The sequence below is a fragment of the Belliella buryatensis genome, from assembly GCF_900188245.1.
GTDB classification, from domain to species: Bacteria; Bacteroidota; Bacteroidia; order Cytophagales; family Cyclobacteriaceae; genus Belliella; species Belliella buryatensis.
This window is the reverse complement of the sequence record NZ_FZOK01000003.1, coordinates 140385-166818: the sequence shown is the minus strand read 5'-3', so window position 1 is coordinate 166818 and position 26434 is coordinate 140385. Positions and strand designations below refer to the sequence as shown.

The following is a 26434-nucleotide window of genomic DNA, read 5'->3' as shown; positions in this document are numbered from 1 at the left end:
CAGTAGAGGAAATTTGAGCCAAGAGTTTACCTTCTATTTCCTACCCAAACTCCAAAGATTACGGCAGCAATACCCAAATAATGACCTAGCAAAAGAACTTCACCGTCCAGAAGTCCCCACATAATCGCCACAATTGGTATCAAATAGGTGACAGAGCTTGCGAAAACAGGTGTGGCTACTTTGACCATGATATTGAATAGGATAAGTGCAAGGGCGGTACCTACTACACCTAAAATGGTGATATAGCCTGCTGCCACCAATCCTCCTTCCACATGGGTAATCTTAAATGAAAAATCTGTTGCTGCAAATAAAAACACCAAAGCGGCAGGTAGCACCATCAATAAGGAGATCGCAGTGATAGCTACAGGCTTCAATTCCACGAACCTGTACTTGATGATATTCAAATTGATTCCATAACAAACGCAAGCGAGTAATACATAAAATGCATAGGAATTGATCTCCGAAAATGTCCCAAAGCCTACACCCTCCTTTACAGTCAGTAGGATTACAACTCCAACAAACGCAATCAATAAACCTATTGTATTTCTTCTCGTGATCCTTGCGCCAAAGAAAATCGCTCCGATGATGACCACAAAGAGTGGCGTCATGGCATTGAACACTCCAGTAAGAGAACTACTGAGTTGGGTTTGAGCTTTAGCAAAAAGGAATGCCGGGATAAAACTCCCTACAAGTCCTACAATGATCAGATTTTTAACTTGTCTTTTATTCAGTGATTTCAGCCTAGGCAAAGACAAAGGAAGTAATACCATTCCAGCGGCTACAATCCTAAATGCTCCAACCTCCCCAGGGGAGTATACTTCAAGACCTCTTTTGATCAAAATAAATGAACTTCCCCAGATGAGTGCTAGGATGATAAGAAAGCCCCATGCCTTTAGCGTGCTTTCTGCTTGGATGTCTCGGGTCATTGATGGTTGTGATGGGTTAAAATGAAGGAGCCAATACTGAGGTACTGACTTCATATTTCATCTTTATTTATTATATATATCCGCTTACTTGCACTTAGCCGAACAATTAATATAGAATGTACGATTTCATTTTCGGTTGACTATTGTCTGTTGACGAGTATGCGCTAAATGTAATGCCTCATTTTTCGTATCGTGTAACATTGCGGATACTCATATTATTTATTTAGAAAACTCGTAATCAGCATAGACTTCTGCTACTTGATCCAAAAGACTTAGTACTTGATCGTAACTTTCAGCAGTGACCATCTCTGTTCTGAAAGGTTTAAAATTAGGCATTCCTCTGAAATAATTGGTGTAATGCCTTCTCATCTCTAGAATTCCTTGTTTTTCTCCTTTCCATTGGACAGAAAAATCCAAATGCTTTTTGGTTACATTGATTCTTTCTTGTAGGCTTGGTGCTTGGAGCATTTCCCCCGTAGCAAAATAATGTTTTATTTCATTGAAAATCCAAGGATAGCCAATAGAAGCCCTCCCGATCATCATTCCGTCTACATTATATTTTTCCCGGTATTCTTTGGCTTTTTGAGGTGAATCAATGTCACCGTTACCGAATACAGGAATATGTAATCTTGGATTAGCTTTCACTTGATTGAGGTATGACCAATCAGCTTCTCCTTTGTACATCTGTTGTCTGGTACGGGCGTGTATGCTAATAGCCTGTATACCCACATCTTGCAACCTTTCTGCCACTTCTACTATTTTTATGGTGTCTTGTGACCAGCCTAATCTTGTTTTGACTGTCACAGGGATATTTACTGCCTTCACGATTTCAGCAGTCATAGACACCATTTTATCAATATCCAATAAAATACCAGCTCCAGCCCCTTTACATGCAACTTTATTGACAGGACAGCCATAGTTGATGTCAAGAATATCCGGACCTGCCTCGGCTGCGATGGCCGCTGCTTCACGCATGGACTCTATTTCATTTCCAAAAATTTGTATTCCTATTGGTCTTTCGTAATCGTATATATCAAGTTTTTGAACACTTTTGGCAGCATCTCGGATCAGCCCTTCTGAGCTGATGAATTCTGTATACATCAGATCAGCTCCATTTTCCTTGCATACAGCTCGGAAAGGTGGATCACTGACATCTTCCATAGGTGCCAAAAGCAATGGAAATTCCCCTAATTCTAAGTTTCCTATCTTAACCACTTCTCAAATCTATTTTATCGTGTAAATTTACCGCAATTATGGAGATTTATAAAACCCGATCCGCAATTGCCAGTAAAAGTAACTGGTTATTGTCTCTAGTCGTTACTGTTTTGGTGAGTTTTGGAGTACTTGCCCTGCTTCAGGGTCTGGCAGTACTCTTGGTTCATCCAATATTTAATATCCCACTTGATGAGCTTATAGCTGTACTGACCTCTCAAAGTGCCAACCCCAATGCCCGCATGGCCTTCTTATTCGTGCAAGGACTTGGAGCAGGTTTTGGTTTTATTGTGGCGGCCTTTTTGATAGCCAAGCTGATAGACAAAGCAGATATGGGCTACAAACAACAACTTGCTAACTTTAAGTTCATTCCTTTTGTTATCATGTTGTTTGTGCTCTTTGGAGGCATGATGTTCAATGCATTATTGATTGATTTAAATGGGAATGTCCAGTTTCCTGCATTTTTGTCAGAATTAGAAAAAGTTTTGCGAGAAAAGGAAGACGACTTGATGGCATTGACAAAATATTTAACTGACTTTGATTCTACGACTGAATTGATGATGGGGATTTTAGTCATTGGAGTTTTGGCAGGTCTTGGAGAGGAATTGCTATTTAGAGGTGTACTACAACCTAAGCTACATCAGTATACTGGCAATGCCCACTTAGGTGTTTGGATTACAGCATTCATATTTTCGGCTATTCATTTCCAATTTTATGGATTTTTTCCTAGGATGTTATTAGGGGGAATATTTGGCTATCTATATCTTTATTCTGGAAGTTTGGTCTATCCTATCATAGCCCATATCCTAAACAATACCTTTACCGTAGTTTTAGTATATTTGAACAAATTGGGCAAGGTAGAATTCGATATCGAACAAACGAATACAGTTTCTTGGCCAATTGCTTTGGGGGGGTTGATAATATTATTGATCAGTTTGAGGCTTTTTAAAGACAAAAGTAAACCCATTATTACCGATGAAAAATTGGAGCAAAGTATTTGAGGACGGATCGCCAGTCAGGGCTGAGATCGTCAAAGGTGTCCTGGAGTCCCATGGAATACCCGCTTTTATTCTCAACAAAAAAGAATCTGCCTACAAAATACACGGGTATTCAGAAGTGATGGTGCCAGAAAAGGACCATCAAGAAGCCTCAAAAATAATTCAGAATGAGATCACCTTTTAAGCTCAGATCAAGATTTAATATCAACAATTACAGTAATCTGGGACAACGTGTCATCACAGCATTGATCGGGGCGACAGTGATTGTCTTTGGGTCAGTCTACAGTGAATGGAGCTACTTTCTGATCTTTGGGACTATCTTAGCATTTTCCCAAATGGAGTTTTACAAATTATCTGGGCTGGACGGGATGTTGCCGCTTAAGAGTTTTGGGACACTTCTCGGGGTGATTATTTTCTGCCTTTCTTTTCTGATCGAGATGCAGCATCTGCAGGACAAATATTATTTCTTGATATTCCCATTGTCATCCTTGGTGTTTTTTATCAAGTTGTATAGAAAGTCAGATAAAAAACCCTTTACAGGAGTAGCATTTACTTTCTTGGGGATTTTCTATGTAGCAGTTCCTTTTGCACTACTGAATCTCGCGGCATTTTCTGTTGATGGGACTTTTCACTATGAAGTGATAGTCGGGGCATTATTTATTTTATGGGCATCTGATACTGGAGCATATTTTGCGGGGACTAAGTTTGGTAAGACAAAATTATTTGAGCGCGTATCTCCAAAGAAATCTTGGGAAGGGTTTCTCGGAGGGGCGATTCTGGCATATACAGTAGCTTATGTTTTGAGCAAATATTTCACAGCTTTACCAGAGTGGCAGTGGTTTTGCATTACTACAATTGTCATCATTGCAGGGACTTATGGAGACCTGATTGAGTCCCTTTTCAAGCGGAGTATAGAGATCAAAGATTCTGGAAGAATTCTCCCTGGGCATGGTGGGTTTATGGACCGTTTTGACGGATTGTTATTATCGGCACCATTTATCGCTGCCTTTTTGAAAATCTTTTAAAAATGCCTATTCGATATTGAAAATACTCCTTAATATTGTATTGTAATTCAACAAGCTCAACTAAAAAAACCCAATATGGCTTACATTGAACCGGCTCCAATTAAGGATGCAGAGAATCCGTTGGAGTCAATGATGGAAAGGTTTAACCTCGCAGCTGAAAAACTTGGACTTTCTGAAGAAGTCTACAACGTTTTAAAAAATCCCGCTAAACAAGTGATCGTATCCCTACCAATCACCATGGACAATGGAAAAATCCAGGTGTTTGAAGGTATCCGTGTAATTCACTCCAATATTTTGGGCCCTGCAAAGGGAGGGATTAGATTTGCTCCCGATGTTCACCTGGACGAAGTAAAAGCTTTGGCAGCTTGGATGACATGGAAATGCGCCGTAGTAGACATCCCTTACGGGGGTGGAAAAGGTGGTGTGAGATGTAATCCACGTGAAATGTCCAAAGGAGAGATCGAAAGATTAATGAGAGCTTATACATTAGCTATGCTGGATGTATTCGGGCCTGACAAAGATATCCCAGCTCCAGATATGGGTACAGGGCCAAGAGAAATGGCTTGGTTGATGGATGAGTACTCTAAGGCAAAAGGGATGACAGTCAATTCTGTAGTCACTGGTAAACCATTGGTACTAGGTGGTTCTCTAGGAAGAACAGAGGCTACTGGACGTGGCGTAATGGTATCTGCACTTGCAGCTATGCAGAAATTAAAAATCAATCCTTTTCAGGCTACTTGTGCTGTTCAAGGTTTTGGAAATGTAGGTTCTTGGGCTTCCTTACTATTAGAAGAAAGAGGTTTAAAAATCGTCGCTATATCTGATATCTCAGGAGCATATCATAACGTAAATGGGATCAATATTCAAGAAGCAATTGCCTATAGAGATGGGAATAATGGCACTCTTGAAGGTTTCAAAGGGGCCGAAAAGCTAAACGATCCCATGGAGCTTCTAGAGCTGGATGTGGATGTCTTGGTACCTGCAGCTGTGGAGGATGTGATTACTATACATAATGTGGATAGGATCAAAGCCAAGCTGATCGTAGAAGGTGCAAATGGGCCTACCTCTGCAAAAGCTGACGCGATCATCAATGAAAAAGGAATTATGGCTGTGCCTGATATCCTTGCCAATGCGGGTGGTGTGACAGTTTCCTATTTTGAATGGGTGCAGAATAGATTGGGTTACAAGTGGACTGCCGAAAGAGTGAATAGAAGATCGGACAGAATCATGAAGGATGCCTTTGACCATGTCTATGAAGCTTCTATCAAGTACGATGTACCGATGAGAATTGCTGCATATATAGTAGCAATCGACAAAGTCGCCAAGACTTATACTTTCAGAGGAGGCTTCTAACAGCAGGAATCTAAAGTTTATTATATTTGAGGTGTGGAAGTTTGTGCTTTCACACCTTTTTCTATACCAAGAATGCTTAAAAATCTAGCATTTCATATAGAATAATGGCTTTCTAAGGCTCGAATTCTCTGTTTTAAGGAGAAATAATAGCCAATGAAAATAATCTATATAAAGATACAACCTACTGAATCATGACTATACACAAAGAAGGAAGAAAGCTCTTGTTTTGGCTACTAATTATATTGACAGCTATCAATTATGCATTGTATTATTATTTACCCTCTCAAGAAGTCCTGCTCAATGTGGTGCTTTTGGTCAGTGTGGTTTTTTATGTAATTATTCTCCAGTTTTTTAGGAATCCTTATGTACCAGTCAGGAAAGATGACGGAATGGTCTATGCCCCAGCAGATGGTAAGGTTGTGGTGATTGAAGAAGTGGTAGAAGATGAATATTTTAAGGATAAAAGAGTACAGGTTTCAATTTTTATGTCTCCATTCAATGTACATGTGAATAGATCTCCTATCACTGGGATAGTGGAATTCTTCAAATATCATCCAGGAAAATATTTGGTGGCTTGGCATCCAAAGTCCAGTACTGAGAACGAAAGAACCACCATGGTTATCAAAGGTACTGATGGGACCAAGCTACTGGTAAGACAGATTGCTGGTGCACTGGCAAGAAGGATCAAATGGTACGTAGATGCAGGGTCACCACTTCAGCAGTGTGGGGAATATGGTTTTATAAAGTTTGGGTCAAGGGTGGATGTGTTCCTTCCTCTGGATACAGAGGTATTGGTTCACATGGATCAAAAAACTAAAGGTGGTAGAACACCTATAGCTAGATTAAAGAGCTGATGAGCTATTGGGAAATTTGATTTTTTCCCTGTAGCCTTCGTGGGATTTTTATATCTTTCATCATGAAGTTCAAGATAGCAGTATTAGGAACCGGTAATGTCGCCTCTCACTTAGTTCCAGCTTTGGAAAATGCTGGACATACGGTGACCGAAGTCTATGGAAGGGATATCACCGCTGCTTCTAAACTTTGTGATAAAGTATATGTCGCTGAACCAAAGGATAGCTTGGATTTTTCGGAAAGTAAAGCAGAGATTTTTATTTTGGCTGTAAGCGATACTGTTATTTCAGACATAGCAGATGAAATTATCCTTCCAGAAGAAAGTATACTTATACATACTTCAGGAACTGTTCCGCTAAGCATACTAGGTTATAGTTCCGCTTCTTATACGGGTATTTTTTATCCTCTACAGACTTTCACCAAGGGTAGAGAGATAGATTTTGAGGATGTTCCTTTTTTGATCGAATCAGAAGATCAAGAGACTTTACAAAAAATTAAAAAGCTTGCCAAAAGCCTTTCAAACCAAGTTTACCTAGTCAAGTCTAAAGATCGGTTGGCACTACATGTGGCAGCTGTATTTGCTAGTAATTTCACCAACCACATGATTCGGCTCTCAGAGGAAATTATGGGTAGGCAAGGATTGGATTTTGAGATGCTCAAACCACTGATTATAGAATCTATCAGCAAAAGTCTCCAGCTAGGGGCAAAAAAATCGCAAACAGGTCCAGCCGTCAGAGGAGATTATAGCACTTTGGATAGTCATTATCAATTTTTGAGTTACAATGAACAAGTTGCTGAAATCTATAAGTTGATTTCACAGGATATCATTGATGTGAATTGAGGAGTAGATTATGAATTTTTAAGATTGGAAGATTAAAAAATTCTGATTTGTGTATGATCGCCGATAGCCAGAATGAATCATAAAAAACCACACAAACTCGTAACAATTGAATTTGTGTGGTTTTCTTCAGGAATATTTAATTTTTATGTATATCCGCTTACTTGCACGTAGCCGAACAATTAACAACAGAATATACCGTTTCATTTTCGGTTGACTATTGTCTGTTGACGAGTATTCGCATAATGTAATACCTCATTTTTCATAACGTGAAACATTGCGGATACTCATATTAATGATCCCAAGTTCCAAATTTTCCTGCTTGGTAATCTTGATAGGCTTGCATGATTTCTTGTTGTGTATTCATGACAAAAGGTCCTTGGGCAACCATAGGCTCATTGAAAGGCTTGGCATGACCTAGAATGATAATAGTATCCTCCGGAGCTTTCACTGTCAGACTTTCTCCATCATTGTTAAATTCGACTAGGTTACGATAAGGAATAGTCTCTCCTTGAACCTGTACTGCTCCTTTGACGATGTAGAAGAAGATGTTTTCTTCCTGAGGAATTTCCTTGGTGAGACTACTTCCTTCCGTCATGTGAATAGTACTCAGAGTTATCGGAGAGATGGTTTCAAATGATCCCTGATTACCATTCCATTCTCCAGCTATGAGTTGTACGTTGATTTTTCCATTATCTAGTTTAAAACTTGTGATTTCATCTTTTTGTAGACCAATATACTTTGGCTTGGTCATCTTATGCTTTGCAGGTAAGTTGACCCATAGTTGCAGGATTTCAAGATCTCCACCTTCTTTTTTGAACTTCTCAGAACTCACCTCTGCGTGGATCAAACCGCTTCCAGCTGTCATCCACTGAATTCCACCTGCTTCGATGACAGATTCGTGTCCTCCAGAGTCCATATGCATGATGTCTCCTTCTAGGATAAATGTCACTGTCTCCATTCCCCTATGTGGATGTGGACCAAAAGGAAGACCATTATTATTTTTTGGATAAGTCTGATGGCCATGGTGATTGAGGAAAATAAATGGATCTATCTGCCTTAGATTATGAGAAGGAAGTGGATTATATGTGATCAAATCAGCTATCGGATGATAAGCAGCGGCATGTATTCTTTTGATTGTTATCATAACAGTATTTAATGTATATACATGAAATCAAGAATTTGATTAAATTGTTCCCTTTGCCTGAAAAATATTGTGTGTTCTGACTGTAAGTCATTTAGAGGGAACACAGTTAACGCTGATTTTAGGCATCTATGCGGATGCTATTTGACCTTCTGCTTATTCTATTTGTCTCTCAGTAGTAAGAAAATGATTGATCCCATAAAAGACTATGGATCTAAGTAAGTGTGAATGAGATAAGGGGGCAACAAAAAAGCACTGAATTTTAAATCAGTGCTTTTGATGTTGTCATGGAACAATGTTTAATCTTATTTCAACCAAGCTAGCTGAACTTCGTCAGGAGCTTTCATTCTATCAGCTACCCGCATATATCTATCTGACAGGCCCGATAGGTAATCCTGAGCTTTGGCAGCAGCATCTGATAAACCTGTAAGAGACTCAATCTTCCATAGTTTCACCAAGTGTTCAATGATTCTCGCATAATCCCAGCCAGTGTAAACTCCGATTTTTTGTGTTATAGCAGAGAATTGATCAAAAAGGCTAGGGTTAGCACTACCTTTTCCCATCAATACTGCTGGCATGACGATCTGCTTACGCATCATTTTTTCAAATGCCAATATTGCTCCATTTGGATCGATATTGAAGATCTCAGACATAAAGGACTTGTAGGCTTTTTCATGTCTTGCTTCATCACCTGCGATGGTTTTACAAATCCTAGATAGCACATCATCACCAGCTTTATCAGCTAGTTTACCTGTATTGACATGAGAAATTTTGGTTGCTCTTTCTTGGAATGAGGTATAGATAATGGCTTGATATGGATCTTTTTCTGATTTAGGATCAAATCCATTGTAGATCAATCTATGGATAGTCTGCTCTACTTTTTTCATATCAGCCCTGCCTGATAGATAAAGGTATTTGTTGAGTAGGTCTCCGTGACGATTCTCTTCAGCAGTCCAAGCCTTAGACCACCTTACCCAACCTGATGGACTAAGGAGGTTGCCTTCAGGGTTGATTCCCTCTAATAGATTAAAATAAGTCTGGTAGCTCGGCAAGGCCTCTTCAGTGATCATATTCCCTATCAAAGAAGTAATGATGGTATCTGGAATGCCAGCAGCCCTTTCTTGCAGTTGTTTGACTTGCTCAAAAGCATCAGGCTCTCCCATATCTGGTAGGAAGTCGGTAGGTTGCCAACAGTCATCTGGGTCTACCAAGGTATTGTCGACAGCATAACCTACGAAGTCGTCAAGTTGACTGATGACTTCAAGATTTTTTTCTAATTCGTAATTGATGTGTTCTGACTTATTCATATTAATCTTATGCTACAAAAAAAGATTGAATTTTTATAATCCTTCTTTTTTTGTGAATTCTGAATTAAAGGTACGGACTATCGTTTGAAATTGAATAGAGAAAACTGGATTTCTCAATCGGGTGTCCAATTAATAGGACAATTGATAAGCAGCTACCTTGTTTTTGAAGAACGTCGGAACAAGCACAATGTTCTCTGATGGAATAAACCCAATATCTGCTGTATTAGATTCTTCAATTTTGGTATCTAATAGAAGTGTAGCTACACCATTTTGAATAAGGTAGATTTCACCTTGCCATCTACTTGCTAGAAAAGTGTTATCATCTATGATAATCAATCCATCCCCACCTGTGACTTCTTGATTGATCATTTCATAGTTTCCTTCCTCATCATATTTTTTCAACCCTTCTGCATCTAAGCCATACAAAGTACCATCTCCACCTACTCTCAGACCATTGATATTGTTTTGTCCTTCTGCAAAGAGATAAATTTCACCGTCCAATAAAAAATGGATTTTGCCAGTAGCCATGTCAGAGAAATAAACTCTATCATTGTGTACATCCACATCATTGAGGAAAGCAGCTTCTTCCACCGCATATCTGTTGCTGATAGTTGCTGTTTCAATATCAATTTCTACAAGTTCATCAATGTTGGTTACATACAATTTGCCATTGGTAATCCCCATACCCTTAGGGGCATCAATTCCTTTTATCCACTCTTGTTCAATGATATTACCTTCTTTGTCTATTATGCTGATGGAGCCTTTACCGTCTTTATCAGTAGGATTACCATCGATGTTGGCCACATAGATAGTACCTGTTGCTTCATGATAAAGTACGGATTCGTTGGTTATCAACGTATCATCCGTCTCCCATAAGAGGGTAAGGGTAGGTTCTATTTCGTCTTCATTTTCTTCCTCTATGACAGTTTCATTAGAGCCGCCTCCGCAGGCTACAAGAAGGAAAGTTCCTAGTATAGTGAGTTGAATAAATAAGGATTTTTTCATGTTTTTTGAATTAATAAATTGAAAATGAATAGTTTGTTAAGTTAATAATTTTTGTCCAAACCATTTTAAAAGTAGTGTTTTGACTTTCTTTACTTAGGTTTAAACCCAAATAATAACCGTTTATAAATCTTATGGTTTTGGGTATTTGTGGATTAATTAAATTGGATTCTAAACCTGTACATTATGAGAAAAATTTTATCCCTAGCGCTTGGTGCAGCCATGGCTTTTGCTTGTAGCGAAAAGGCTGTAGAAGTGGATTACACCCAACTCACTGATGAGGAAAGGCTGGAAATAGCCAAAGAAATCGCTAAAAACACCATCATTGTAGATGGTCACATGGATCTTCCATTTAGAATGTATAACCAAGGCAACACCATGACAGGTGAAGTCTATGATTTCATCAATCGACAAGAGTCAGGAAACATAGATTATGTTCGAGCGATGGAAGGTGGAATGGATGCGCCGTTTATGGCGATCTATATCCCAGCAGGATATCAGGATAGAGGTGGGGCAAAAGATTTGGCTGACACCTTGATCATGATGGTCGAAAGGTTAGCAACTACTTGGCCTGATAAAATTGCTTTAGCTAAATCCCCAGAAGAGATTGAGGCTAATTTCAAAAAGGGTCTGCTTTCGCTTCCTATGGGAATAGAAAATGCTGCCGCTATAGAAGATGACTTGAGTAATGTGGAATATTTTTATAACAAAGGCATTAGATATATGACGCTGACCCATGGTAAAGATAATTTGGTTGGTGATTCTTCTTATGATGATGCTGAAACTCATGGTGGGCTTAGTGAATTCGGAAAAGAAGTTGTGGCTGAGATGAACAGATTGGGTATGATCATCGATGTCTCCCATATTACTGATAGAACCTTCTTTGATGTAGCAGAGATCAGCAAGGCACCGATAGTGGCTACTCATAGCTCTGCGAGGAAATTCACGCCGGGCTTTGAAAGAAACGTATCAGATGAAGTTATCCAAAAGATCGCTGAGAAAGACGGAATGGTCATGATCACATTTGGTGGGAGTTTCTTAGATCAGGCATATTCTGAGAAAAATACCGCAAATAGAGCGCACATTGCAACATGGCTAGAAGAAAATGGCCTAACAAGAAGGGATGAAGCAGCTCAGGAATACATCAATGAATATATGGAAGCCAATAAACCTAATGTACATGTAAGTAAAGTAGCTGAGCACATTGACCATGTGGTCAAGCTAGTGGGTATAGATCATGTAGGTTTGGGGTCAGATTTTGATGGAGTAGGAGACTCCCTTCCTGAAGGATTAAAAGACGCTTCTATGTATCCTAACTTGATCGCTGAATTGTTGAAACTAGGGTATTCTAGAGCCGACATAGAGAAGATTTGTTATCAAAATTTCTTCCGTGTTTGGAAGGCTGTTGAAGCTGCGGCAGGAAAATAATTGTTATATATTCACAAACCATAAAACAAAAAAAGGGAAGCGCTGCTTCCCTTTTTTTATCCATCCGATCATGAATGATCATATTTCATTGATTTCCTTTTCAAGTTTTTGAAGAATCTGATTGATTTCTTCTTCTAGCTGTTTGAAAAGCATCAAATTCTCTTCAACAGATAGTTCTTTAATTTTTTCTATTTCCCCTGCTATTTCAGACAGTTTTTTCAAATCAAGATTCAAAGCAATTCCTCTAATGGCATGAGCAGTTTGTTTAATCTTATTCAGGCTTTTTTCGGAAATATTTATATCGATCTGTTCTTGAAGTTTTGTCAAATTTTCTTTACTGACTACGATCAGTTCCTTGAAAAAATCAGGGTCGGTGGATTTATACTCATCAAATTTAGATACAAATACCGTCTCTTCTACTTTATTATCTAGGTACTGATATAGTTTTTCAGAAATATCGGAAACTAAAATGGGCTTGCTCAAGTAATCATCCATACCTGCTTCTAAGCACCTTTCATGCTCCCCTTTTACTGTCCCAGCAGTGAGTGCGATGATTGGCGTTTTCTTCCCTATTTCAAATGCCCTGATGGCCTGTGTTGCTTCATAGCCACTCATTTCTGGCATTTGAATGTCCATAAAGACGATTTCAGGTTTGTATATTTTGAATAACTCTACGGCTTCCAATCCATTTTTAGCCTCGTAAATTGCTGCTGAAGGAATCAGGTTTCTGACGATTGTTTTGGCCAGCAACATATTCACAGGATTGTCATCAACAAGGAGGATTTTTCGGTTTTTGACTGTCAATAAGTCTTCTTCAATAGGTCTTTCTTCCTCAGTTTTTGAAGGTAATTCTAGCCCATCTAAGTTTTCAAAAGGTGCATTGATAGTAAAGTAGAACCTGCTACCTTCTCCCAATTTGGTTTCGAGCTCAAGCTTACTGTCCATCAGTTCTAAAAGCTTGTTGCAGATGGTCAAACCTAAGCCTGTTCCTCCATACTTTCTCGTGGTAGAACTGTCCTCTTGAGCGAAGGCCTCGAAAATGATCTTTTCTTTTTCTTTAGAAATACCGATTCCAGTATCCTTCACAGCAAAGATCAAATTCGCTTGTTGACTCTTAAGATCAATAGATTTTGCTTGAATAGATAGTTCTATCTCTCCTTCTTTTGTGAATTTGACTGCATTACTTAGCAAGTTCATTAGGATCTGCTTGATCCGAGTTATATCCAGCAAAACTATTTGAGGAAGTTTGAGATCTAGACTAAGTAATAGCTTCAGATTTTTTTCCTCCGCCAAAGGTTTGATGACTGTGAGAGTTTCCTCAGCCAATTCTTTCAAATTCAATTTGATGGGGCTGAGTTCAAGTTTCCCAGCTTCAATTTTGGAGAAATCTAGTATATCATTGATCAGGTCAAGCAACAGATTGCCTGACTGTGTAATGGATTTGAGGTAGTTTCTTTGGGTTTGGTCTAGGCTAGTACGCATCAATAGATCTGAAAATCCGATAACGCCATTGAGTGGGGTTCGTATTTCATGACTCATATTAGCTAGGAATTCAGACTTGGCTATGCTTGCCTCCTTGGCTTGTTGCATTGATTTGAAAAGGTTTTGCTCCAAAGTTTTTCTTTCAATGGCATTGGAAATACTATCTGCAAAGCTTAGTAGCAAAGCTGCTTCAGCATCACTCCAGACTTTTTCGTAGGTACAATCGTCAAACCCCACATAGCCCCAGAAATTTTCCCCTACAAATATGGGAATCAGTAAAATTGACTTGATTTCTTGCCCTTCTAGTAAACTTTTGAGCTCGATATCTTTAAGTTGTGAGACAATTGTCTGGTATATTTTATTGTCTTGGAGGAAATCTACAGCCTCACCATAAAGGTTCATGGGTAGACCTTGCAGATCTGGGTTGTTGATTTCTGGCGGCACCCCAGACGCACTCCATTCAAACCGCTGTGAACTATATAAATTGCCTTCTTCGTCTTGACTATTTTCAAAAAGATAAGCCCTATCTACTCCAGCCCCTTCTCCAAGTATCGTTACTGCTTTTTGAGTAGCAATAGAAAAGTCTCGGTTGGATAGAAGTTCTTTAGTAGCCAAAGCGATAGACTTTAGCATGCGTTCATTTCTTAGTAAATTGGCATTGGCTTTCTGTAGTTTTTGCTCGTTGGATTTGAGAATAACCTGTGTTTTTTTCTCAGCTGATATATCCCTCAGCATGATGTAGTGAATTGGGTCATCGCCGTAGCCATGCTCAGCTGCTGATTCCCTGCTGATTAGTAGTGTTTGCCCATTATGGGGATGTAGTTCAGATGGAGATGCCTGGTTTTTGATGTCCAAATAGCTACTAGTACCAGGCCAATCTGACAAAAGGGTTGACTTTGTCAAAGGTTCTTGAAGTTTGAGGAGCTTTAAGGCTGTTTTATTATGCGTGATGATCTCCCCTGATTTATCCAAAATAATTACTCCATCACTGAGTTCGTTGAATATTTTCTCAAAAGCAATTGGCATAGACTTCAAAAGCCCCAATTTGAATAAGCCCCAATACATGAAAACAGCACTTAAGGCCAATGAAAAAGGCACTAAGTCTAGTGGAGTCTCATAAAATTCAAATAAATCCAAAATATGAGTCAACCACGGAATTAAAGTTGCCATCAAGATGACAGTAACTTGCTTTGAAAATGCATCTGGAACAAATAACAGCATTCTGATCAACAGAATATTGGTAATGATCACCAATATAATATTGTAAATACCATAGAGCCAATGAACCACACCTGGATCAAAGCTTATTGATGTAAAATATTCTTGTGAATTGATATCAAATCCCTTGTAAAAAAGTAAATGAAAGTCATTTGTAAAAAGTAAACCAAGAAAAACTATCGCAGATCCAAAGAGCAAAGTTTTGCCAAATGTATTCAAAAACTTACCATTACCTGTATATTTCAAGGCAAATGCCAAAAGTAATGGTGTGATGAAAACACCTCCTAAAAACTCTAATTTATAAAAATTGACAATGTAAGGTTTTGAAGTAGAAATGATTTCTAAACCATAAAGTATAGCGTAAAGAAAGCAAGAAATTAAAAGGTAAGTAAAGTATTGCTCTCCGTATTCATTGGTTTTTTTCCTGCTCAATATGATCAAAAAGAGAAATAATATACTTGTGATAAATACAGGTATAGAAATCAAATTAAACTGAAACTGCTCAACCATAATGTACTTTTAAAAGTCAAAACTAAATTACAAAAAACACTCAATAATATGCATAAAACAATATTTAATTGATAAATTAGATTGTTTGATGTACTCTTGGTATAGTTGTTGGACTTTAATAAGATGTAAATTTGTTTTCTAATAAAAATTGAATAATTATGAAAAAAGTGAAATTAATTTTTGGATTCCTTTTTTGTATGCTATTGTTGACTGCGGGAGCACAAGCACAAGAATCTGTCGAGAAAAAAGAAATGAGCAAGACTGAGATGGCGGAAATGAAGCAGGCTCAAAAAGAAGAGAAACAGCGATTGGCTCAAGAAAAACGAGAGTTAAAAGCTCAACAGGCTGAATTGAAGCGGATGCAAGCTGCAGAAAAGGCAGAGGCTAAAAGGGTAAAAAATCTTGAAAAGGCTCAAAAAAATTATGATAAAGCTGTGACAAAGCGGCAAAAAGCAGAGATTAAACTTGCCCAAAAAAACTTGAAAATAGAAAAGGCTATCCAAAAAGGCACAACAAATGAAAAAGTAGCAAAAATGGAACTGAAGCAAAAGCAACTTGAAATCAATGTAGAAAAGGCCAATTCTGATATTTCAAGATTTGAAAGAGATTTAGAAAGGTATAAAGCAAAAGAAAATTAATTTTTCAAAAGCTCACGAAAGTGGGCTTTTTTTATTTTTAAAAAGTCTGATTTTTATCTTTTTATTTGAACTGTGCATAAGGTCAATGATATAGTTTTTTTCAAGTAGTTAAGTCATAGATAACATTTCGTTTTCTGTCAAAACGTCTTGATTTGTAGCTTATTAAAGGTGGTTTTCGGACATTTTTTCCGAAAAATTGCTCTGGTTGATCATTTGATGAGATGATTTCAAATAACCACAGCAACAGAAAAACTATCAATAAAATGGATTTCAAACAATTCACTATCAAATCTCAAGAAGCTATTCAAAAGGCAGCGGAATTGACTATGGCTGAGCAACAGCAAGTCATCGAGCCTGCACATATTTTGAAGGGGATCTTTTCAGAAGATGAAAATGTGACTGACTTTATCTTCAAAAAATTGTCAGTCAATAAAGCCTTGATCGCCCAAAAAATAGAGGACATCATCAAAAGCTTCGCTAAAGTAAGCGGTCAACAGCCTTATCTATCCAATTCAGCCAATCAAGTGCTTACCAAAGCAAAAGACTATCTGAAAACCTTCGGTGACGAATTTGTAGCAATTGAGCATTTGCTACTCGCCATCTTACATGGAAATGATAAAACAGCACAACTATTAAAAGATCAAGGTCTGACTGAAAAAACCCTGATCGAAGCAATCAAAGAACTTAGACAAGGAAACAAAGTGACAGATCAAAACGCAGAATCTAAATACAGGGCTTTAGAGAAATACTCCAAAAACTTGAACGAACTGGCCAAAAAGGGAAAAATAGACCCTGTCATTGGCCGTGATGAGGAGATCAGAAGGGTATTGCAGATTTTGGCAAGAAGGACCAAGAACAACCCGATCTTACTCGGAGAGCCTGGTGTGGGAAAAACAGCTATCGTGGAAGGGCTCGCCCAGCGAATCGTCAGCGGTGATGTTCCAGAAAATCTCAAAACCAAAACTTTGATTTCTTTGGATATGGGTTTACTCGTAGCTGGAGCCAAATACAAAGGGGAATTTGAAGAAAGACTCAAAGCAGTCATCAAAGAGGTTACTGATTCTGATGGACAAATCATTCTTTTCATCGATGAAATCCACACGCTAATTGGTGCTGGAGGAGGTGGAGAAGGTGCCATGGATGCAGCCAATTTACTCAAGCCGGCTTTGGCTCGAGGAGAGTTGCACGCTATTGGAGCAACTACTTTAAAGGAATATCAGAAATACATCGAAAAAGACAAAGCGCTCGAAAGACGATTTCAATCCGTAATCGTAGACGAACCCGATGCAGCTGATGCGATTTCCATTCTAAGAGGAATCAAAGACAAATACGAGCTTCACCATGGTGTGCGCATCAAAGATGATGCGGTAATTTCAGCCGTAGAACTTTCTCAAAGGTATATTTCGGATCGATTTCTACCTGACAAAGCCATTGATTTGATGGATGAAGCAGCAGCGAAATTGAGAATGGAAATCGATTCGCTTCCGCAGGAGTTGGATGAACTCAACAGGAGAATCATGCAGCTAGAGATCGAGCGAGAAGCGATCAGGAGAGAAAATAACAAAGACAAAGAAACTGTCCTTAGCAAAGAAATTGCTGAGCTTTCTGAAAAAAGACAAAGTGTCAAAGCAAAATGGGAAAGCGAAAAAGCTGTCATCACAGGTATCAGAAGAGAGAAAGAAAATATCGATAAGCTCAAACTGGAAGCTGAACAAGCTGAGCGCTCGGGAGATTTTGGAAAAGTAGCTGAGATCAGATATGGCAAGATCGTGGAATCGGAGAAGAAGCTGGATTCCTTCAAAGATCAACTCGAAGAAATGCAACAAGGATCTCCGCTGCTCAAAGAAGAAGTCGATCATGAAGATATTGCGGCCGTTGTGTCCAAGTGGACAGGAATTCCTTTGAGCAAAATGATTCAAAGTGAAAGAGAGAAACTCCTTCACCTCGAAGATGAATTGGGAAGAAGAGTAGCAGGTCAACGAGAAGCAATCGTAGCGCTTTCAGATGCTGTGAGGAGAAGCAGAGCAGGTCTTCAAGATCCAAAGCGTCCTATTGGTTCCTTTATTTTCATGGGAACAACAGGTGTTGGAAAAACAGAATTGGCAAAAGCTCTCGCTGAATATCTCTTCAATGATGACAATGCCATGGTAAGAATTGACATGTCAGAATATCAAGAAAGACATGCCGTATCAAGGCTTGTAGGAGCACCTCCGGGATATGTTGGATATGATGAAGGTGGACAACTTACGGAAGCCGTAAGAAGAAAACCCTATTCTGTTGTCTTACTTGACGAGATCGAAAAAGCCCATCCTGATGTATTCAACATCTTGCTCCAAGTATTGGATGATGGTCGCTTGACCGATAACAAAGGTAGAATCGCTAATTTCAAGAATACGATTATCATCTTGACGACGAATATCGGCTCTACGCTGATTCAAGAAAGATTTGCTGAAATAGAAGAATGGAATAAGGAAGAAATCTTAGAGAGGACCAAAGATGAAGTCTATGACCTCTTGAAGAAATCAGTCAGACCAGAGTTCCTGAACAGAATTGATGAAACGATCATGTTTGAGCCTTTGAATAGAGGTGTGATTCGAAAAATTGTCGATATCCAATGGAGAGAAATTCAAAAGCGACTCGCAGAAGCCAATATCGAAATCGATGCTACGACTGAGGTATTAGATTATTTGGGAGAAGTAGGATTCGATCCGCAGTTTGGTGCAAGACCGTTGAAGCGAACCATGCAGCGCCTGATCTTAAATGAGCTTTCTAAGCAAATCTTATCAGGATATATCAAAAATGACTCGGCAGTCTTGGTTGACTTGGACGCCGATAAGCAAGTGTATTTCAAAAACATTGAGTCAGTGGAAGTCTGATAGTAAAATGATGTTGGTTTAGATAAAATTTTTGGTGTAGATTGGTTATGGCCTCAGGAGATTGTTCTTGGGGCCTTTTTTAATTCCCAAACCAATAAGACAGGTCAAATTTACTTTCCGCTTGGGTTTCCTGTGTGGTATTGAGCAATGGGAAAAAGTTGATTCCTGTCAATACTTCCACAGAATCAATACTGACTGCGAATGTTTTCAGATCTCCGGTTGCAGATTCATTTTTCATAATGAATGCGATTCCTTGAGGGTTGCCTTTATCTTTTTTCAAAACAACTTTATAAAAATATTCAGGTATTACGATTGGGCTATTCCCTAACCGGGCTAGGCTTTGATCTAGAACTGGACCTGTTGAGATATAGATGCTATCTTTTTCTGAAGCAAATTTTCTAATCTGTTCTTCCAACCTTTTCCAAATTCCACGATTGAATCCAGGAACTTGTGGACTAGCATTGGTCAGGAAAAAACTATCATACATACTTTCAGCACTGTAAGCCATATCAGCTGCAGGAGCCAAATGACCACGGTCATAGCCAGAATTCCTATACGCAACATCCCGCGGACTTAAATCACCTAGTCTACGCTCCATTCTAAAATTACTCGAACGCTCTTCGCCCGAGCCTAGATTTGCTCTGCAAAGCAGATAACTTACCCATTTGGCATTTTTAGTCAACGTATCAAACTCAAGAGCAAATCCATTATAATCCAAGAAGTACCTAGGGATTTCTACTTCTGGCACAAAATCTCTGAAGATTTCTGGAACAAATGATAAATCTACTTCAGATGGAATAATCTCTTCAACAACTACAGATTCTGACTGAGCTTCCTCATTTGGTTCATACGTCCTATTTGGAGATTGCTCAATGGTCTTGCAATTGGTAACCAAGACAAAAAGTAACAAGGCAAGAAAAGTCCTTTTCATGAAGCAATAATTTTGAATTTTCCTCAAAGTAAATATTATTTAGGGGAATTCTGAAAACTCAGACAACCATTTTCTATTTCAGTGCATTTATTCTATTGTAAGCCAATAAGATTATAAATTTTGATCCACCTCGACCTCGTCAAACAAGCAAAAAAAGGAAAGCATCAAGCTCAGAGAAGCATCTTTGAGGAATTGGGCAAACCTCTGTTCATGCTTTGCTTGAGGTATGTGAGAAATCAACATGATGCGGAGGAAATTCTAAGCATCGCATTTAGCAAAGCTTTTGAGAAAATATCAAATTTTGAATATCAAGATGAAGGATCATTTGAAGCTTGGATCAAGAAAATCACAGTCAACGAATGTCTGATGTTTTTGCGAAAGCAAAAAAACGCTCCATTGATCATAGAACCTGACGAAAATGTGGCCGAACAAAGTGAATCAGCGCTAGACAAACTGAAGAGTCAGGAGCTCTTCGAGCTGATCCTAAAGCTCCCAGAGGGTTATCGGACCATCTTTAATTTGTATGAAATAGAGGGTTTTTCACACGGAGAAATAGCCGAGAAACTCGGAATCAGCATCGGGACTTCCAAATCCCAGTTGAGCAAAGCAAAAACATACTTAAGAGAAATCATCATCAAACTTGGACTAAATCATGCATCCTGATAGAAAAAATATAGATCGAAATGTAAATCTTCCCCAAGGAATAAATTTCCGAGAAGATGTGATTTGGGGTCAAATCAAAAGACCGAAGAAAAACAAAAAGCCAGTATTTTGGTGGGTTGCAGCGTCAGTGGTTTTAATTGTTTCGATTGGACTATTCTTGTTTTCAAATTCCGTGAATTTTGAAGAAGATCTTTTATTGACCACTACTTCACAACATGAAATTGGCTTCCTTCCTATTCCTGAAATACAAAAAGTAGAAGCTGATGAAATTGTGAAAAAAACAAAACTGAGTCAGGAATCAAATATTCCTCAATCAAATCCTAAGCCTTCAATCTTGAAAGTGGAAAATGCGGAAAACAAGGAAGCTGATCGCTTCATTGCAGATACAGAGGAAATTGAAAAAGAAATACCTCAGAAAACTCAAGTTGTAGAACCAAAACCAGTAGAAACCCAGCTTAGCCCTGCAGCTCAGCGCTTGCAGGCGAGTTTGGATAAGGTAAATCCAAAATCAAAATTCAAAGAAAAAATCATCCTCCAGCGGATGACATTGGCAGAATTCCTAGGTGCCAATAGAAATTTAGACTTAGCTAAGGGAAAGAATATAAATCAAGAGTCAGTTTTAAGCACTTTAATTCGTGGTAATTATGAGAAAAATTAATTTGTTAATTATAATTCTATCTCTGTTTTCAATACAGCGATCAATCGCACAGGAAAAGATTATTGAAAAAAGAGATTACAAGTTTTTTGGAAGCTCTTACAATCAAGAAGATTTAATTCTGAGAAGGGTTAATGACACATTAAATATCTTTTTCGAAGATGAAAAGAAAATTTCATATCTCTGGTCAAATGTAGGTGAATTCGAGAATTTCCCCGGATTTGAAAAGTATGTTGATTCCTTCTTTGAGATGACAAATCAAATTGGATTAGACTTTGAAAACAAAAATTATTATTTAAGATATAGTCCTGAGACGTCTCAGTTAATTTATGAAGAGTTAACTACAGTAAGATTTAAGAAAGAAAACAATCAAACGGTCCCAATTCATCGACACACAGTGCGATTTACTCCTAGAGGAATGACTGATATTGAAGTATATCTCGGAGAAATAGATGAACTTATGGTCTTAAAAGAAGCTGGAATTACAGAAATGGTAAGAAGCCTGATGCTTGAAAAAGACTGGTTCAAAAAATACGAAAAAGGACTCTTTAACAAAGATTTAAGAATAAATGCAGACGGGGAAAAAGAGATAACTACTTATTACAACTTAGAAGATTCCAAAAAGTTGATTTTCAATTTTGATATTGGGACTCAATTTATTGGCAGTTACTTTCCTTTAACAACGGAGCTTTCATTGTTTTTTGATTTAGGGAAAAGGAAAAAATGGATAACGAGATCAAAATCAGGAGTAGAATTATCTTGGTTACACTATGCTTTTGTTCAAAAAAATGAAGACTCAAGTTTCGAGTTTAATAACGATTTCTTTTTGACTGGGGGGTGGAGAACTGGTGTTTTAGATTATACGACAACCATTAAATATGGTAGAATGATTAGCTCAAATCATGCTAACACCTTCTTTGGAGAAAGAAATAATCTTTTAGGATTTGACTTCCAAATCAGTCCACATTTTAAGATTTCTTATATTAATCATTTTAAAGATTTTAAATCAGATTGGATATCTACTATTGGAGTCAGCTATAGGTTATTCTAAGATTTTATAAGAGATTAGTAAAAAGGCGGATTAATTAATCAGAAACTCAAACTCAATCAGAATTATTGATACCTCCCCACGCCAAATCCATCAATCAGAATCCCTGTGGCTTCTTTTTGGTGGAGTTGGCATAGGAGCTTGCCTGTTCCGGGAGCCATGCTGATTCCCATCATTCCATGGCCAGAGCCTACCAAGACATTTTCCAAACCCGGTGCTTGTCCGATATAGGGTAAGCCATCAGGGGAACAAGGTCTCAAGCCTTTCCAGATCTCTTCATGACTTGGGAATTTGGCTTGAAAATCAGGATAAAATCGGTTGATCGATTCAAAGATTCCTTTTACCCTGTTGATATTGATTTTTTCATTTACTCCAGCGATTTCCATCGTTCCCCCGAATCGGACTTGATTTCCATAAGGACTTACAGCAACTTTCATCTCAGTTAGGATCGATGCTTGAAGGATTTCAGGTTGATTTTCTTGGACAAAACTATAGCCTTTCCCTCCCATCATGGGAAGTTTGAATCCTAACATTTTGGCCAACTCACCTGACCAAGCTCCTCCACAGAGGATAAATTGTTTGCCCTCTATCGCTCCATCAGGAGTAATGACTGCGCTAACTTTTGCTCCTTTTTTCTCAAAACCCAAAACCGACAAACTAGATTTGAAAGTAACACCATTTGATTTGAGATAAGTCTTTAGATAATTGTACAAAGCGGAAGGAGACAAATGCGCATCACCCGGAAACAATACTGCTCCACGCGCTTTTACTTCCAGATTGAGTTCTATGTTTGCAATGTCATCTGGGCTAAGAATTTCAGCTTCCAAGCCATGCTTTCTAGCTAAGTGCGCAAACTCAATTTCCTCTTTTTCCACTTCAAGAGTTTGATAAAGCATCATCAATCCCTTTTCGACTAAGCCCAGCTTAGCATCGCTATGTTTTGTCTTAAACTCTTGATAAAGTGATTTGCTCAATAAACTTATATTTTTCAAAAAAGGAATACTTTTTTCCACATGTTTCGGATTGGCAGCACGATAAAATAACCAAGACCATTCCAGCAGTTTTCTATCCAATCTTGGATGGATGTAAAATGGGCTTTTGGAAGAAAACATCCAGCTGATTCCTTTAGAAATCATCCCTGGAGCAGCCAAAGGAATAATATGACTCGGTACGATCATCCCAGCATTTCCCGTAGAAGTAGTTACCTGCATGTCACCTTTGTCCACAATGACTACCTCCACTCCTTCTTCTACCAAATAGTAAGCTGTAAAAAGCCCAATAATTCCTCCGCCGATGATGATGGTTGGTTTCATAGTTTATTGTACAATGTATAATGTACCATGTACCAAGAAATGGGAACATGGATTTATTTCAAAGATATTAAAGAAGGTCAAGGATTTTGGCTGTTTGCTCTAACATTCTTTTCTTCAAGAAAGATAATATTTTTTGGAAAAATAGAGTCAGAGAAAATTATTGAAGGGTAATATTTGGTTTGATAAAGTTTAAGATTTGATCATAAACTCTTGATGATTTTCAGGTGCTCATTCCTACTAATGGTAAAATTATCTGATAATTTACCTGTTAGAAAAATAATCCTTTCTTAAGATGGAACTCTGATGACACGGATTGAGCAGATAGTCGCAGAACAAAAATCCGTGTTCATCCGCCAAATCAACGTCTTCCGCGTTCCATTCTCTATATCACTTGAAACCCGTGCACATAAGGATCATCGTCATCAAGAATAATCGTGTTGTAGCCATAGACTTTTGCCCAGCCTTCGATGCTTGGGATGATCGCTGGCTTTCCTGCGATCTCCGTGACTTCTTCTATCCTTCCTGTAAACTTTGATCCAATAAAACTCTCGTGGATAAATTCATCACTTGGCTTCAGCCATCCTTTGGCAAACCACTGTGCCATTCTTGCGGAAGTCCCGGTGCCACAAGGTGACCTATCGATGGCTTTTTCTCCATAAAAAACAGCATTTCTAGCTGTACTGGATTCTTCTAAGGTTTTCCCAGTCCAAAGCACATGGGAGAGCCCTTTGATCTGCGGATGCTCAGGATGGACAAATTCATATTTTTCATTCATCTTTTGGCGAAGATTTCTTGCCATAGAAATCAATTGTTCGGCTTTGTAATGTTCCAAACCTTGGAAGTTTTCTTGTGGATCTACAATACAATAAAAATTGCCTCCATAAGCTACATCCACGGTAAGTTTTCCCAGATCATCACTTTCTATCTCCAAACCTTCAGCGGCCAAAAAGCTCTTGACATTCGTCAACTTGACAGAAGTGACTTTCTTTCCTTCCTGCTTGTACTCCACCAAAACCAACCCTGCTGGAGCTTCCATTCTTAGAAAACCAGGGTTTTTAGGCTGAATCAATCCTTCCTCAATCGCTATAGTAATCGTTCCTATAGTTCCATGTCCACACATCGGGAGACAGCCCGAAGTTTCTATAAAAAGTACCGCAAAATCATTTTCAGGGTCATGGGGAGGAAAAAGCATAGAACCAGACATCATATCATGACCCCTTGGTTCAAACATTAGCCCAGTTCTTATCCAATCCAAGTGATCTAAAAAATATTGACGCTTTTCAAGCATATTATTCCCTTCCAAAAAAGGAACTCCGCCAGCTACAACTCTAACTGGATTGCCACAAGTATGGGCATCAATACACTGGAAGGTTTTTTTCATGTTTGATAATTGAAGTACTGTAGAAATATGGTAGAAATAAAGTGGAAATACGATTGATATATGATTGAAATATTTCGCGAAGCATATTTCAGCGAAGCTATATATCTACCCTATTTCACCAAAGGTATATTTCACCGAAGGCATATTTCCACAAATTTCTATTTTTTAAATTCCCCATCCACCATTCTCCAAATCCCCAGCGAATTCTCTTCTCTCAGCGCATCAGGAAGTAGGTTATGTGGCATGTCCTGAAAAGCAATGGGTCTTGCAAAACGCTTGATGGCATAAACTCCAACGGAAGTAGTCCTACTGTCTGTGGTAGAAGGATAGGGTCCTCCATGCTGCATGGCATGACCCACTTCTACACCAGTTGGTACACCTTTGAATAATAACCTGCCGCACTTTTCTTCCAACTGATTGATCAAGTCGATTTTATTGGCCAACTCCTCTTCTTCCCCCCAAAGGGTGATGGTCAATTGACCATGAAGCCGCTGCGCAATGGCGAAGAGTTCATTGAAGTTTTCATACACCACCATCAGGGCAAATGAACCGAATACTTCCTGCTGAAAATGATCATCCTCTAGCCAGTTTTTAGCCTTGATTTTGGCCAAAGCAGGATAGGCTTTAATCAGATCTTTGGCTTTTGCCACCTGCACCCAATCAAGTTCTTTGCGTTCTTTCATGCTCTCCAAAGACTTATAATAAGCCTTTGCTATTCCCTCGTGCAGCATTGGAGCTGCTGCGATTTCTTCCAATTCTTTTTTTACAGCCTCCGCAAAGTCCTCTGCATGGGCACTGGGCACCATGATTAATCCAGGGTTGGTGCAAAACTGTCCTGCTCCGAGAGTCAGAGAGTCGACGAATTGTTTGGCCAAAGCCTCCAAGTTGTTTGCTAGGTTCTTTTTAAAAGTAATGATGGGATTTACAGAGCCCATTTCTGCAAAAACAGGGATTGGTTCTTTTCTCTGATTAGCAAGGTCAAATAAGGCTTTTCCACCTGTGAATGAACCTGTGAATGCCACGGCTTTAGCCAAAGGGTGTTTCACCAAACCCTGACCTTCGGCTATACCTCCTTCTACATGGGTAAATAATCCTAAGGGCAATCCGGAATCTATGGCAGCTTTTTGGATGATCTGTCCAACTAATTTGGACGTCTCGGGATGAGCCGGGTGGCCTTTGTATATGACGGGACATCCCGCTGCCAAAGCGGAAATCGTATCTCCCCCTGCGGTAGAAAATGCCAAAGGAAAATTACTTGCTCCAAAAATCACAACGGGCCCTATGGGTGTCAGAAATCTCCGTAAATCAGGCTTAGGAGCAGGAGTTCTTTCCGGATCAGCATGATCGATTACAGCCTCTACCCAAGACCCTTCTTCTACCAAATTGGCGAATAGTCGGATTTGACCGACAGTTCTGCCAAGTTCTCCGGTAATTCTTCCTTCAGGCAAGTTGGATTCCCCAGAAGCCATGGGGATTAAAGTCGATTTTTCCGCCTCGATTCCTTCTGAAATTCGTCTTAAAAATTTGCCTTTATCCTTTCCAGAAACATTTTTGAAATGTAAAAAAGCATCTTGGGCGGATTGGAATATTTGGTCGTAGTTCATGATTTCTTTTTTAAAATTAAAATGGCTTTA

At 38.8% G+C, this 26434-nt stretch carries 22 protein-coding genes; 12 read left to right on the top strand and 10 right to left on the bottom strand.

What is annotated here, in order from left to right; genetic code table 11:
* Nucleotides 1-26 precede the first annotated feature (26 nt).
* Nucleotides 27-926 carry a DMT family transporter gene (locus tag CHB66_RS04340; RefSeq protein ID WP_089238349.1) on the bottom strand — a complete coding sequence of 300 codons (900 nt, stop codon included), beginning with the start codon at nucleotides 924-926 and terminating at the stop codon, nucleotides 27-29.
* A 219-nt stretch (nucleotides 927-1145) separates the two neighbouring features.
* Nucleotides 1146-2141, bottom strand: a complete 996-nt coding sequence (dusB, locus tag CHB66_RS04335) for a tRNA dihydrouridine synthase DusB (RefSeq protein WP_089238347.1) — start codon at nucleotides 2139-2141, stop codon at nucleotides 1146-1148.
* A 38-nt stretch (nucleotides 2142-2179) separates the two neighbouring features.
* Between dusB and CHB66_RS04330 the strand changes: the two genes are divergently transcribed.
* The 6 genes from CHB66_RS04330 to CHB66_RS04305 all read left to right on the top strand — a co-directional run bounded on the left by CHB66_RS04330 (nucleotide 2180) and on the right by CHB66_RS04305 (nucleotide 7207).
* A complete protein-coding gene (locus CHB66_RS04330) occupies nucleotides 2180-3139 on the top strand; it encodes a CPBP family intramembrane glutamic endopeptidase (RefSeq protein WP_089238345.1) in 960 nt (319 codons plus the stop codon).
* Nucleotides 3114-3320 (top strand): putative signal transducing protein, encoded by a 207-nt coding sequence (locus CHB66_RS04325; protein ID WP_076498693.1) that lies wholly within the window; start codon nucleotides 3114-3116, stop codon nucleotides 3318-3320. Before CHB66_RS04330 ends, CHB66_RS04325 begins: the two co-directional genes overlap by 26 nt.
* On the top strand, nucleotides 3304-4161 hold the full coding sequence (locus tag CHB66_RS04320) for a phosphatidate cytidylyltransferase (protein WP_089238343.1): 858 nt from the start codon (nucleotides 3304-3306) through the stop codon (nucleotides 4159-4161). Before CHB66_RS04325 ends, CHB66_RS04320 begins: the two co-directional genes overlap by 17 nt.
* A 75-nt stretch (nucleotides 4162-4236) precedes the next feature.
* On the top strand, nucleotides 4237-5514 hold the full coding sequence (locus CHB66_RS04315) for a Glu/Leu/Phe/Val family dehydrogenase (RefSeq protein ID WP_089238341.1): 1278 nt from the start codon (nucleotides 4237-4239) through the stop codon (nucleotides 5512-5514).
* Nucleotides 5515-5705: 191 nt separating this feature from the next.
* A complete protein-coding gene (locus tag CHB66_RS04310) occupies nucleotides 5706-6368 on the top strand; it encodes a phosphatidylserine decarboxylase family protein (protein WP_089238339.1) in 663 nt (220 codons plus the stop codon).
* A gap of 62 nt (nucleotides 6369-6430) precedes the next feature.
* Nucleotides 6431-7207 carry a Rossmann-like and DUF2520 domain-containing protein gene (locus CHB66_RS04305; RefSeq protein WP_089238337.1) on the top strand — a complete coding sequence of 259 codons (777 nt, stop codon included), beginning with the start codon at nucleotides 6431-6433 and terminating at the stop codon, nucleotides 7205-7207.
* Nucleotides 7208-7496: 289 nt separating this feature from the next.
* Here CHB66_RS04305 and CHB66_RS04300 read toward each other — a convergent pair whose 3' ends face one another.
* The 3 genes from CHB66_RS04300 to CHB66_RS04290 all read right to left on the bottom strand — a co-directional run bounded on the left by CHB66_RS04300 (nucleotide 7497) and on the right by CHB66_RS04290 (nucleotide 10660).
* Entirely contained in the window at nucleotides 7497-8351 is an 855-nt protein-coding gene (locus tag CHB66_RS04300) for a pirin family protein (RefSeq protein WP_089238335.1), read from the bottom strand.
* 302 nt (nucleotides 8352-8653) lie between these two features.
* Complete coding sequence (locus CHB66_RS04295) at nucleotides 8654-9655, bottom strand: acyl-ACP desaturase (protein ID WP_089238333.1); 1002 nt, start codon at nucleotides 9653-9655, stop codon at nucleotides 8654-8656.
* A gap of 129 nt (nucleotides 9656-9784) precedes the next feature.
* Nucleotides 9785-10660: a YncE family protein gene (locus tag CHB66_RS04290; protein ID WP_089238331.1), complete on the bottom strand. Its 876-nt coding sequence runs from the start codon at nucleotides 10658-10660 to the stop codon at nucleotides 9785-9787.
* A gap of 183 nt (nucleotides 10661-10843) precedes the next feature.
* Between CHB66_RS04290 and CHB66_RS04285 the strand changes: the two genes are divergently transcribed.
* Nucleotides 10844-12085 carry a dipeptidase gene (locus CHB66_RS04285; protein ID WP_089238329.1) on the top strand — a complete coding sequence of 414 codons (1242 nt, stop codon included), beginning with the start codon at nucleotides 10844-10846 and terminating at the stop codon, nucleotides 12083-12085.
* Nucleotides 12086-12163: 78 nt separating this feature from the next.
* Here the strand turns inward: CHB66_RS04285 and CHB66_RS04280 are convergent, their stop codons facing one another.
* On the bottom strand, nucleotides 12164-15295 hold the full coding sequence (locus CHB66_RS04280) for a histidine kinase N-terminal 7TM domain-containing protein (protein WP_089238327.1): 3132 nt from the start codon (nucleotides 15293-15295) through the stop codon (nucleotides 12164-12166).
* 158 nt (nucleotides 15296-15453) lie between these two features.
* Between CHB66_RS04280 and CHB66_RS04275 the strand changes: the two genes are divergently transcribed.
* Together CHB66_RS04275 and clpB are read left to right on the top strand one after the other, a co-directional pair.
* Entirely contained in the window at nucleotides 15454-15933 is a 480-nt protein-coding gene (locus tag CHB66_RS04275) for an HlyD family secretion protein (RefSeq protein ID WP_089238325.1), read from the top strand.
* Nucleotides 15934-16196: 263 nt separating this feature from the next.
* A complete protein-coding gene (gene clpB / locus CHB66_RS04270) occupies nucleotides 16197-18809 on the top strand; it encodes an ATP-dependent chaperone ClpB (protein WP_089238595.1) in 2613 nt (870 codons plus the stop codon).
* A gap of 79 nt (nucleotides 18810-18888) precedes the next feature.
* On the opposite strand, the gene CHB66_RS04265 is transcribed toward clpB, so the two are convergent.
* Nucleotides 18889-19740 (bottom strand): DNA/RNA non-specific endonuclease, encoded by an 852-nt coding sequence (locus CHB66_RS04265; protein ID WP_089238323.1) that lies wholly within the window; start codon nucleotides 19738-19740, stop codon nucleotides 18889-18891.
* A gap of 120 nt (nucleotides 19741-19860) precedes the next feature.
* Here CHB66_RS04265 and CHB66_RS04260 point away from each other — a divergent pair, with 120 nt between their 5' ends.
* The 3 genes from CHB66_RS04260 (at nucleotide 19861) to CHB66_RS04250 (ending at nucleotide 22109) form a co-directional block, all read left to right on the top strand.
* The gene (locus tag CHB66_RS04260; RefSeq protein WP_089238321.1) at nucleotides 19861-20403 is read left to right on the top strand and encodes an RNA polymerase sigma factor; all 543 of its coding nucleotides are present in this window, start codon (nucleotides 19861-19863) and stop codon (nucleotides 20401-20403) included.
* On the top strand, nucleotides 20393-21061 hold the full coding sequence (locus tag CHB66_RS04255) for a hypothetical protein (protein ID WP_089238319.1): 669 nt from the start codon (nucleotides 20393-20395) through the stop codon (nucleotides 21059-21061). Before CHB66_RS04260 ends, CHB66_RS04255 begins: the two co-directional genes overlap by 11 nt.
* 247 nt (nucleotides 21062-21308) lie before the next feature.
* Nucleotides 21309-22109, top strand: coding sequence for a hypothetical protein (locus CHB66_RS04250; RefSeq protein ID WP_170932428.1), 801 nt, complete (start codon nucleotides 21309-21311; stop codon nucleotides 22107-22109).
* A gap of 62 nt (nucleotides 22110-22171) precedes the next feature.
* Here CHB66_RS04250 and CHB66_RS04245 read toward each other — a convergent pair whose 3' ends face one another.
* The 3 genes from CHB66_RS04245 to CHB66_RS04235 form a co-directional block, all read right to left on the bottom strand.
* The gene (locus CHB66_RS04245; protein WP_089238315.1) at nucleotides 22172-23419 is read right to left on the bottom strand and encodes an NAD(P)/FAD-dependent oxidoreductase; all 1248 of its coding nucleotides are present in this window, start codon (nucleotides 23417-23419) and stop codon (nucleotides 22172-22174) included.
* A gap of 382 nt (nucleotides 23420-23801) precedes the next feature.
* On the bottom strand, nucleotides 23802-24800 hold the full coding sequence (locus tag CHB66_RS04240; RefSeq protein WP_089238313.1) for a 4-hydroxyproline epimerase: 999 nt from the start codon (nucleotides 24798-24800) through the stop codon (nucleotides 23802-23804).
* A gap of 158 nt (nucleotides 24801-24958) precedes the next feature.
* A complete protein-coding gene (locus CHB66_RS04235) occupies nucleotides 24959-26404 on the bottom strand; it encodes an aldehyde dehydrogenase (NADP(+)) (protein ID WP_089238311.1) in 1446 nt (481 codons plus the stop codon).
* Between the last annotated feature and the right edge of the window lie 30 nt (nucleotides 26405-26434).